This is a genomic window from Glaciimonas sp. GNP009 (assembly GCF_054343755.1).
The window spans coordinates 4424955-4436437 of the sequence record NZ_JBTGUV010000004.1 but is presented as its reverse complement, the minus strand read 5'-3'; the positions used below and the strand labels follow the sequence as shown (position 1 = coordinate 4436437).

Sequence of the window (11483 nt, the reverse complement as noted above, 5' to 3'; positions counted from 1 at the left end):
CTATTTCCTTTGATTTTCTATGCGACTGTCTGCCAAAACATCACTAGATTTCCAGCTTAAAATAACTGCGGCTATCATTCTTATGACGTGGACAATTGCTTCCGGGCGATAGCACTCAGGCAGGCGGCTTTGGGCAGTTTGATCGTGGTTATTTTCAAGAGCTTTTAAAATAGCGGAGGCGAAGATTGATGGCGAATCTGCCAGTTGAAATAAAGCCTTATGTGCAATTGGTAATCCTTTTACGCCCTGAGATGTAGAAATTACAGGTTTCCCTGTGTCCAGAAGTTCCAATGCCTTCATATTGACGCCACTACCCACGAGCACAGGATTCACCATCACAAGGGCGGCATCGTAAACATCCGAAACAACTTCCACATTCGACACAAGTTCCACATTAGGTGACTTCGCACAAGCCTGTATGATTTCGTCAGCCGGATTAGAACCCGCTACGCGCAGGGTAGCGCCTGCTGCCTTCTGCAGCACCAATGGCCACACAGATTCAAGCAACCAACGCACCCCCTGAACATTATTCGGCATAAAGAGGTTCCCAAGAAAAGCGACATCTCTCTTTTTAAACTGGCGAACACTCCTAGGCAAGGGATCACAAAATGGCGGCAACCAGACCAGGTTATCGAAATCTTGGAACTTCCAATATGTCATGTCCTCAATCGAAATATCAAAAACAAGAGCAGATTGGGCAATAATTCTTCGCTCAAACGATTCAATATTCCGACTCGCAAGCCAATGCACAATTTTCCCCCTAAGACTTTTTGCTACCTGACTCTGTTGTTGCAGGTACAAATGCTCAATATTATGGGAGCGATAAAACAGTGGAACACCGAGTCGTTTAGCAAGCGCGAGCGCCAACTGTCCGCCAAATAAGCCATCCAGAAAAACAGCATTCACATTGGCAATCTGTGCAGCTTTGAACAAACGATCTAACTGGCTCGCGGTTACTTCTCTGGTTACCACATAGAGCGAATTAAGCAGTAATCGCGGTAGTCGCTTTAACCTTGATAGCCAACCTCTTGATATCTCAAAGATCGTGAATTCATCCACAACAGTGCCAAGATTTTCTGATAGAGCCAGGTGTTGATTTGCTACATCAACATCCTTACCCCATGTGATCAATTGAGAAATCTTGACCCCTTGATTGTGAAATGCCCGTAACCGCCGCATCACATCTACGCGTCCTCCGTGAATTGGCGGATAAGGGGATTCGTTACAAATCACAGCTACGCGAATCATGGAGTTCTTTTGGTAAAAGAACAGGCGGTAATTAACGAGCAAAAAATAATTTTTGCAGCCTCAAAATCACACCTTTTTAAATATACCGCTGCTTCGTATCCAACTGAGCGCCATACACTCCAGTAATGTTCAGGAGTATGACGATGAGCAAAACGCAGACGATTCCGATAGAGATAGAACAATGAAGTAGTCGAAGGACGGGAACGATGACTAGAGCCAATCGTGCCACCCTCTTTATGCAAAACGACACTTTCCGGAGCCCACGCCAGAATAAATTTCCCCTTTGCCCGCATAGCCCAATCTATCTCCTCGAAATAGAGAAAATAATCTTCGCACATCAATCCTACGTCTTTGAGAAACGCGCGCGAAACCATCATCGAAGCACCAACCACATAGTCCAGCGATTGTTCGATCAACTTCTGATTACGAGGCACCGAGAGTTCTTCACCTAAGCCGAGATGAGCGCCTATACCACGCTTGAAATCAAAACGTGAACCGCCCAACGCCTGCACCGTATCTGGCGCATCGAAATACGCCAGAGTAGACCCACATATGCCAATTTTTGAATCAGCCAGCATGCGTGACAATAATGCGACGAGCGATGATGCATTGACGACCGTATCATTATTCAATAGCCAGATGAAGTCGTAATCGTGAGCCAAAGCGTATCGAATACCGACGTTATTACCTCCGGCAAAACCTAAATTCCCCCCCGTATTGATCAACACCAATGAAGGATCATCTGTGTTACCACCCTCTTCCGCCCGATCTCTGTCGTACTCAGCCCAACGTAGCGGGCGCACAGCATGCGTGGTAACAAAAGCGGGCTGCGTCAGATTCTTATCCGCACCATTGGCCCAATCACGAATATGGGCCATAGAATCATCTTGCGACCCGTTGTCGCACACTATGACACGCGACCCACTTGGCAACGTCGGAAAGAGACTGTCAAGACATGCGATGGTGTCGCGCCAGCCATTCCAATTTAGGAGAACGACAGCTACCTTAGAATGCGAAATAGCTTTCGTAAACATATTAAGAGAAAGGCTTACCATTTCCGTTGCCCTCTTCGGCTCGAATCTGACGAAGTTTCAAGCTTGTAACGCAATGGGATGCGAATCCGCAAGGCAATAGGAATTAAGACTGCAAGCGCTGCCATAGCAGAAGGCGAAAAAAGTTCGGGCTGTGTGAATGACAATAAAAGTACCGCTACCAACAAACCGATAGCAGCCAATCTCGGAGCGGTACCGGACTCTCGGAATTCACGACCTCGGGCAACGGAGCACACAAGTAATACATGATTGAAAAGTACGACTAAAAGACCGATTACCCCCATCTTCAATAAGATGTATAAGTATGCATTATGAATATATCTAGTCTGCTCAGTAAATAAAGCGTTAGGTATTAGGCGAGGCTTGTATTCACCACCAAAACCTATGCCCAATACTGGGTTTGCACTGATCTTGGCCCATGCAAACTGATTTTCAGTGAGTCGCCACCCAAAAGATGTATTGATTCCTCCTTCACTTCTAATACTTGTCACGCGATAAACAAGAGCGCTTAACACCTCAGGCTTAAGCACAGCCAAAACCGAAATCAAAAGTATCCCAGCGGATACGCAAACTAAAAAAAGTCGGATAGTAGAGCGCCATCCCATTAGCATAGCTACTATAAAACTTCCGACAAAAGTCACTGCCCACAAACCCCGTCCGAAATTAACAAATAAAGCAGACATGCTGATCAGCAGAACAAATACCCATAACCAAGTTCGCCCTTCGCGACGCAGAATAGCCACAAGAGCACAATAAAATGCAAACAAAATGATCAAAGTACCTGGAACGATGCTTCTGGCAAGACCTGTTATTCCGCCACTAGCTGCATCAAGGCCCTCAAGACGTGAGCCTTTTGAAAAATTGAGGTTAACCCCTAAAACACTCTGCGCAACAGCTAAAGCTGCGAATAGTACGGCGAGGCCTACGACTGCCCGAAATATTTCATTTGCTGAATCAATCCTTACTACCAGTAATGCTGTCGCAGGGAATAGCATCCAATACATAAGCACCATCGTCTCGTTGTAGACATAAGGCCTAAAATTTGCGTTATAAAAATATCCGTATATTGCAGAAAATAGTACACACACCACCAAAATCATCAGAGACAATAATTGTCTTTTGTGATCCCGAATCATTTGGCCAACATCACTCCAACGCCGCATAAATATAAAAATGCAATACATAAGAGTGGCGAGGTCAGTCAGCTTCTGATTTGGTGATGGAATAATTCCAAAAATCATCATTAATAAAAAGACTAGTCCGGCAGATGGCCAAACCCATACAACAACCGTCACAACAGGTACTAAACCCAATCCTACCGGTAGCCACCAAGGTAGAAATGGCAATAAAAGTCCAAGCACGCCCGCAGTCAGCGGAGCGCCAAGGATAATCAAATACTTGAAGAAAGTGAGTTGCTTCATCTAGCGATGCCTAACATGATGCGAAATATGTTCTTGATCCAAATCCCTGATCGAAAATCGTTTTGCCACCTCGGTCAATGACACTAATTTTGTAAAGCTGCATCAAAACGTGAAACCGCAACATCCCAAGTAAATTCGGCGATATAGCGCTGCGCCTTCTTGCTCTGCTCAATGCGAGCATTGCTATCGTTGAGCAAATGCAAAAGTGGTGGAACCAGTGAGTCAGGGGTACGTGCCCGACCAAACCGTGTCGTCTCCCCGTTAACGCCATATTCTCGATGTCCGCCAATATCGGTTAACACGGTGGCGGCACTACAAAGCATTGCTTCAGCGGGCGGTAAAGGCCACCCTTCTGCCCAGGATGGCGAGAGAAATATCGCGGCGCGGTTATATAGGCTGCGCAGTAAGTCCTGCGATGGCAACTGGTGATACTCAAACCATGGCTCCAGACCTGCTGGCTCCTGAGGGACGCCAAAAAGAATAACCTTCAGATCAGGTACGCTGACCTTGGCGGTACGCAAAGCGGTCAGACCATCGACAGATCCTTTCCAATCAAAGTTGTGATAAAGCATGATGACGGTATGGGGATCTCGGGATGCTGCCGGAATATCTGTACCGAAGGCAACAAAGTCAACGCCATTAGGAATGTAATGCGCGGTATGCCCCTCACCGATGGCTATTTGTCGCAACCAATCTGCTATCACTATCTTTTGTAACGGTAACCGCCAAGTGGCAAGAACGCGATCACGGTCACCGCTCCACTCCTCAAAGTGCTGAATGAAGTAGAATTTTTTTCCACAACTGACTGGCAGCTTTACGGCGATTTCGGCTGTTTCCCATGCTGTTGCGATGAGTGCATCAGCCTTGCCGAGTGAGGACGGAGTCATACTCAGGACCATGCGCATCTTCACACGAGGGTCAACCTTAAACCAATCAGTGGGAAGCCAGTCGCCTTTTAAGCGCGACTTGGCATAACGCGCCCATTGTCTAAGTGCTGTTGCATCAGGCACCATGATCATCTGGTGGGTCACAGTGACATCATGACCCCGCGCGACCAAGCCGTTCGCATACTCATAGACAACCTTATACCCACCAACAGGATGGTGTCCCGGTGTAGGAAGAAGAAAATTTATTTTCACGAAGCGAGCCCCTTTAGTTTTTCGATCAAGACTCTTGGAGTCAACAGCGCCCGATCGCGGATAGGTGGTACTGCCTTTTCCAAATGGGCTTTAATTTCTTTACGCGATGCAAAGACGCGCTCGACCATGGGTATCAAATTGCCTTCAATATCTTCGATATTCACGACGTTTTCATCTTGACCCAACATACTCATGATGCCGTTGGTCTTGCGTTCATAGGCAATCGCAACAATCGGCGTCCCAGTGCACATGGTCAGAATATTGGCGTGCATCCGAGTTCCAATAAGCATCTCAAATCGACTGTAGAGCACTTGCAAAGCAAGCGGAGAAAGATCTTCATCAAGAACGCATACGCGATTTATATTCCGCATTCTTTTTACTACCTCACGCGACACCTCAACATCCCTGCCACCAGAAAGAATGCATTGCGGGACGAAAAAAGCGGTACCGTTGGTAAGCTCTATCATTCGGTCTGTCGCTTGTGCGACCTCAACTAAATATTTTTCCATCCAAACTTCGGGATGGGCCTTGCTTGGAAAGTTATGTTCGCGCACCGATACGCCTACCCATGGTTGTGGGTACTGATTTAACGACTCCGCAACTGATGCAAATTCGCTGGTACCGCGCCCATCATCTGCTAATCCAAATGCTGCATCTGGCACCAATACGACTCGGTCCATTGCGACACCATATTCTTTCAGTCGCTTCAACGAAAATTCCTCGCGCACAGAAATAACATCCATTTTTTTTAGTATTTCTTCAGCCCACTTCCTATGCACTCCCTCAAATGGCCCAAGTGATTGTGCATAAATTACAACTGGCTTACCCGCAGCTTTTGCCATGCTGAGCGTTAACCAATGAAATAACCAGTAATCCTCACCCAAGGTCGTCGCTTGCAAATATCCCCCTGGAAGGGAAACAACCAAATCACATTCCAAAATTTCACGCGCTGTGGGCGCAATGCAACCAAGAAGACGATATCCAAATTGCTTTGGTAGGCAAATACGAATCAGGAGCCATGCCCGAAATACCAAAACTACCATTCCCAGCACCAATCGCAATAACGTTGGCGACCAGGTTCCCGACTTATGAATACATTTTGACACCCGCCCTGAAGGGTCTAATGGCATGGCAACGACGCGCTCTTTGTAGCGCTGTGCATCCAGAACGTGAGTGAACGATGTGAACGAAAGTTCAACATCAGGAACAAACTGACGCAGCGCCTGTGCCGTCGCAATTAATAATGCTGCATCGCCTTTGTTATTCCATGTGAAGCTACCAGCTACAAAAATTCGTTTCATTTTTACTCTGTAATGTTGAAAAATTATGTGACGGAAACAAATTTCTTCTTTAGGACGATGAAGACACCCTGAACATCTTTTTTATCGGGAAATATCTGTGGCATCGGTACTTGTAACCCTTTCGGAAACGCCAAAAGCGTTACCACCAATCTGACGAGCGCACCAGTGAGCATCGCCAATACCACACCCCACACACCAATACGGGGAACAAGAAAATATGCAACCATCACCATGCATAGCAGTCCAGAAATTTGCCGCGTCACGATCAAGTGAGGTTTACCCAATGAATTAAATGCTTGTGCCAATACCCAGGACGATGTTCCTAAAATGCATTCCAATACCAACAACGGAAACATCCATCCACTAGCAACAAAGTCTGGACCAAATATGAGGGGGAACAATGGGATAGCCAATAGTGAGGCCGGGATCGCAACCACCAATGTCGCCCAGAAAGTAAGCCGAAAAACTTTCGCGGTACTGGAGACGACCTCTTCTTTAGGTTTTCCTATATTGCGCGGAAATAAAATGGTCGCTGCTGAATTCTGGATATTTGCAACAACTCTGGACATGCCAAATGCTAAGCTGTACACGCCAAGCTCACGTAAAGAAAGCGCCCCGCTAATCCATATTTTGTCTATCTGTTGGGTGGCGACACCCAATACTTCGACCGCCCATACGCTCGCTCCATATCCACAGAGCATTAATATATGTATACGTGTTTGTTTCAAAGAAAAGCCCAAAATTTTGGTCGCTTCACGAGTAGACCAACTCAAAGCAAGCAACTGCGTCACAGCAGTGCCGATAGCCAGACGCTCCGGAGTAATCCCAATCGAGAGATATAACGAAATGATGGCGATCACCTGAAACGCTATTGGTACTATTTTTAGCGCATTGAAAAGCCGCAAATTCTCTATTAATTGCGCACAACCTCCGATATAAATTGAGGCCGATATAACTGGCAGCATGAAGGCTAGATAAATTTTTGCGAAGTGAAGTTGTGGTGCTGATAGAAATGGAAGTGCATGTGATAAAAGACGCCAACCAACAACGGCGGAAACGATCGATACTAGAAATGTTGCCCATAAACCGGCCGCAAAAAATTGTGCGCAGCGCGAACGATCTTGGCGCGCATAGTAAACGAACGCGGTCTGTAATCCAACGGTCATTGATCCTGCCAAGACTGTCGGCCAAAGCTGAATTGCAGCAAGTATTCCCCGACCATCGGCACCTAACAATCTTGCCGATAGCACAGAATAGACTATCGTCATCAATAACGCCGCAATGCTTGAGCCAATGGTGCGTATAAATAATGAGAAAAATGAATGTGAACTCACGCTTGTGAACCTCTACGAACTATATTCTGCAAAATGCCGATTCCAATATTTTTGACTCTGGAAGAAAGAAGGATTGCCATAACGACAAATACACCGCCTCCAGCGAGGATCGACGAAAAGTGCAGGATCAATGGATTAACATCGGCTCTCTCTCCAATAGCGAGGATGAGAAAGCTAACTCCTACCATTCCAGCTAATGCAAGGAACATTGGTGCGAGACTAAGTAGATAATCCCGCAATCGCATATCAAGCATATTTTTCAAAAAATACATCTGGATTGGTATGCCTATCGCAGACCGCATAGCCCAAAGAATTGCCGCAAAAATGACTCCGTATGCAGGCAATAAAAGTAGCGACCCCGACCACAACAATGCGCTAAATAGTGCGACCCCTAAATTGACCGATGTTCTCCCGGACGCAGCGAACGCGACTGTATGGATAAAAGTGAATGCCTGGACGACCCCCATACCAAAAATGATATGCACGTATGGACCAGCACCCACCCATTGCGGGCCAAACACTAATCCCAGCAGAGAGGAGGTATTAAGTGCAGCAAGCATAAAAATAGGGGGGGCCGTCAGGGAGACGATATGCAGCAGATCAAGAAAGTGCCGCCGAAATTCAACAGTTACTGCCTGATAACGTGCAAGGTATGGCAACATCACCGAAGCAACAGGCATGCATACGAGTTGAAATAAAATATCATAGAGTCTTACCGCTAGAGAGTACATTCCTAGCGCAGATGCGCCAAAGAAAGCACCGACGGCGATTTGGTCCAGCCGGCTCATTCCCGCTTCAAGTACTCTGGTTAAAAAAGTATTTGCAGCGATGCGGCTGACTGACTTCAAACTGGATTGTGAAAAGACCAAAGAGGGTCTCCATGCAGCGCTGTAGATTGCCACCAATGTTCCGGTAACGGCGTTAATAACGTGAAGCGCAAGCACAGCTAATAAAGCATATCCATTCCATGCCATATATATGCCAACCACACCACCTACAAATGTGGCCGACACATTACGTATGGCTATAGCTCGGTATTCAAGTCCCCGACGCAACCAGGAAATAGACGACAAACCAACAGCTGTTGCAAAACTGGCGATTGCGACAGCGCGCAACGCAAAAATGAGTCCCGGTTCGTGAAGTACCCGCGCCAACAGCGGCGCAAACATTGCGACAATGATCCCAACGATCCCTGCCACACTGACTTGCGCCCAGAACACGGTGCTAAAGAAACGTTGGTCTTTTGCATCCTGATGACGGACGAATTGATCACTCAGTCCCAAATCAATCACTGCATCAAGAAATACCCCGACCGCTAAAGCCAGTGCCATCACGCCCAGTGGACCAGGACCAAGCTTGCGCGTAAGAGGTATAAAAAATGCGAACGAAAGACCTCTAGTAGCGAAGGAGTTAATGAAAGACCAAAAAGATGCTGACTTTATAGAGTTATCCATCGCGTTACTCCTTCACCTGCCAATGAAGATACGATATGGTCATGTCGATTACGCAAAATCATACTTGCGGTCCTCCGATAAGAATGCGTCTACGAGAGGTGGAGACCGCCGCCATTACAGCATTCACGAATTTTTCCTGGTATTCGAAGGCCGTTACCGCATTATCATCAATACTAGACACGCGAAATAGCAGGCCGTCCGCTATACGTCCGCTGAGACCATACGCTGCACGGGCCAAGCCCTGTTCAATATTGCCACGTACGATCTTGTCGCCTATCCGCACCCAATAGGTCACCGGCTCAACCCGCGTTCCTAGACGGGTCTCCAATCGCATCGCAGGCACTTCATGGCCGTCAACTAGCAAACCAACTTTTTCTACACCACTGATACTAAAGCCCTGCGATGAATAACAGACTTCAGGGCGGTGTATTTGGAGATCACGTTTTTGATCACCACCATAAGCGATGGCAAGCATGATGCGATACCCATCGCTATTGATGTAAGTGCGCAAGAATGTTTGGTTATAAATTTTATCGATTATTTCTTTCTGAACGGCATCAACCACCAAAACAGTTGGTTGTGACTCTTCTCGCCAGTCACCGAATGCCTTAGGAATCATGGTCTGCAGATCGAAAGTCGGGGCCAAGGCAGCTAACTTATGCGTCGGACGTAAAAAAATTGAAAGCCCAAAAGCAGTCAGCATTAGTACAAGAAGAACCCAGGATCTGAATGAGGGCTTTATCACGTCGCACGCTCCGCAATATGAATACTTCTTCTACGACGGACTTTGTCGACAGCTTGAAGGGCGGAGTCAACACCCATTATCAATAGAAGTGCACTGGTAAACAACACCATTCCTGCAAAACCATGCAAAAATCCTTGTCCCGCACCGTCTCCAAAGTAGAAGGTAATGAGTGTCAACACCATCACTCTGATCACGTTGGAAATAAACGAAATCGGTATAATTAAGGCGGCGAGCGAAATATTCCGGAATAGAGACTCATTCCGTACTAAATTGAGATAGAGCAAACCCAACGATTCAAGCGCAAAGAGTGTGTGCAAACCAGCACAAGCATCTGCCACCAACAGTTGATATTGACCAATCTGCAGGATCACTCCACTGCGGGCGATTGGATAATTCATCCAATACAAAACATGCTCAACGACGTAGGAAACAGCCATTTTCATCGGCATGGTCATCACATCGACCACAGTGCCTGGCAATGGCATCATAAAGAGCATGAAAAAAAATGGAAACCATTGGACTTTCAGCGCTGAATAACCGCGTAAAAGGAGGACACTGGCTAATAAAATACAAATAAATGAACCGGTTTCAAGGATCGCAATTTCTTGCGAACGCCCTATGATGTAAATCAGCAAACCAAATAATAAAATCGGCCATCCTGCTTTCGAAGTCGGTTTTTTTCCACTGGCCTTTAACATTTTCGGCCACTGCCGATATATCAACCAAATAGAGAGAGCAAGGATAAGTGGACCGTGCGCCTGTTCTTCACTACTCCACAGTCCTGTTGCGAGACCGTAGAAAGTCGGAACAAACAAGACCGATAACCCAACCAAAACAGGCCACCAGTTGGCGAGTAGGCCTCGCCATTCTGCTGGCTGGATGGCGAAGTGATCAGCCAGGTTCGTTGACATTAATAATCGACCAATACAGAGCCAACTATTTCTGCCCCAACTCGTGTTAGTTGTTGGGCCATCGCGTTAATATCAGCAAGACGCGTCGTATTCTTACGTGCGATTAAAAGCACACCCGTCGCGCGCGCAGCAATTGCCAGTGCATCCGCACCAGCGGAAAAAGCCGATACGTCATAAATGACAATCTCAAATAACTTAGATATATTGAGCGTCAACGCGCTAAAGGATCTGCGGCTAATTAGTTCTTGTGGATTAGGTGGCAATGTCCCTGCTTGCAAAACAGACAGGTTATCGAAGTACTCTACTTCTGCGATCACATCTAAATCTGCGCGTCCGCCAAGAATGTCTGATAGCCCTTGCTTACCAGACAAATTAAATATCTCATGTTGCCGTGGATTACGGAGATTGGCATCGACTAGCAATGTTTGCTCACCAAGCTGCGAAAATACGACAGCCAGATTAGCGGCAAACAAACTGGCTCCCTCGCCGGGATTGACACTGACGATGGCCAGTGTCTTATGACCATTGGCGAACCAACGCAACATTAGCTGACTGCGAATTGTCCGTAATACTTCTGCCTGTTCACCGAAAGGTTCATAGACGGTAACCAGTTCCTGTGCGAAGTTGCCTAGACCTGGCTCTAAGTAAGAATAGTCAAACTGACGAGCGAGGACCTGTTGAATATCAGCCTCGGTAATCAATCCCAGACTTTGTGCGGCTTCACCAAACCGCATATCTTTTGCTTTTTGCTGGCGCAGGATCTCCTCAGCATCTTCGAGAGTAATCTTGCCCATGTCAACCAGCAGGCGTCCTATACTGGATTCACGCACTGGATTGAGGGGCAGCACGGAAGTAGTAGGGTTAAGTTGGTTCATCTG

10 protein-coding genes are annotated in these 11483 nt (G+C 46.8%); all 10 read right to left on the bottom strand.

Annotation, left to right across the window (positions count from 1 at the left end; translation table 11 throughout):
• Entirely contained in the window at positions 1 to 1248 is a 1248-nt protein-coding gene (locus ACXX82_RS20455; protein WP_458563600.1) for a glycosyltransferase, read from the bottom strand.
• Positions 1245 to 2126: a glycosyltransferase gene (locus tag ACXX82_RS20450; protein WP_458563599.1), complete on the bottom strand. Its 882-nt coding sequence runs from the start codon at positions 2124 to 2126 to the stop codon at positions 1245 to 1247. Before ACXX82_RS20450 ends, ACXX82_RS20455 begins: the two co-directional genes overlap by 4 nt.
• 170 nt (positions 2127 to 2296) lie before the next feature.
• A complete protein-coding gene (locus ACXX82_RS20445) occupies positions 2297 to 3721 on the bottom strand; it encodes an O-antigen ligase family protein (RefSeq protein WP_458563598.1) in 1425 nt (474 codons plus the stop codon).
• 83 nt (positions 3722 to 3804) lie between these two features.
• Entirely contained in the window at positions 3805 to 4860 is a 1056-nt protein-coding gene (locus tag ACXX82_RS20440; RefSeq protein WP_458563597.1) for a glycosyltransferase family 4 protein, read from the bottom strand.
• Positions 4857 to 6161, bottom strand: a complete 1305-nt coding sequence (locus ACXX82_RS20435; RefSeq protein WP_458563596.1) for a polysaccharide pyruvyl transferase family protein — start codon at positions 6159 to 6161, stop codon at positions 4857 to 4859. Before ACXX82_RS20435 ends, ACXX82_RS20440 begins: the two co-directional genes overlap by 4 nt.
• A 23-nt stretch (positions 6162 to 6184) precedes the next feature.
• The gene (locus ACXX82_RS20430; protein WP_458563595.1) at positions 6185 to 7429 is read right to left on the bottom strand and encodes a lipopolysaccharide biosynthesis protein; all 1245 of its coding nucleotides are present in this window, start codon (positions 7427 to 7429) and stop codon (positions 6185 to 6187) included.
• A 62-nt stretch (positions 7430 to 7491) separates the two neighbouring features.
• The gene (locus ACXX82_RS20425; RefSeq protein ID WP_323506369.1) at positions 7492 to 8949 is read right to left on the bottom strand and encodes an oligosaccharide flippase family protein; all 1458 of its coding nucleotides are present in this window, start codon (positions 8947 to 8949) and stop codon (positions 7492 to 7494) included.
• A 58-nt stretch (positions 8950 to 9007) separates the two neighbouring features.
• Positions 9008 to 9694 carry an exosortase-associated protein EpsI, B-type gene (gene epsI, locus ACXX82_RS20420; protein WP_323506370.1) on the bottom strand — a complete coding sequence of 229 codons (687 nt, stop codon included), beginning with the start codon at positions 9692 to 9694 and terminating at the stop codon, positions 9008 to 9010.
• Positions 9691 to 10605 carry an exosortase B gene (gene xrtB / locus ACXX82_RS20415; RefSeq protein ID WP_458563594.1) on the bottom strand — a complete coding sequence of 305 codons (915 nt, stop codon included), beginning with the start codon at positions 10603 to 10605 and terminating at the stop codon, positions 9691 to 9693. Before xrtB ends, epsI begins: the two co-directional genes overlap by 4 nt.
• Positions 10605 to 11480: a chain length determinant protein tyrosine kinase EpsG gene (epsG, locus tag ACXX82_RS20410; RefSeq protein WP_323506372.1), complete on the bottom strand. Its 876-nt coding sequence runs from the start codon at positions 11478 to 11480 to the stop codon at positions 10605 to 10607. The genes xrtB and epsG overlap by 1 nt, the downstream gene beginning before the upstream one ends.
• Positions 11481 to 11483 lie beyond the last annotated feature (3 nt).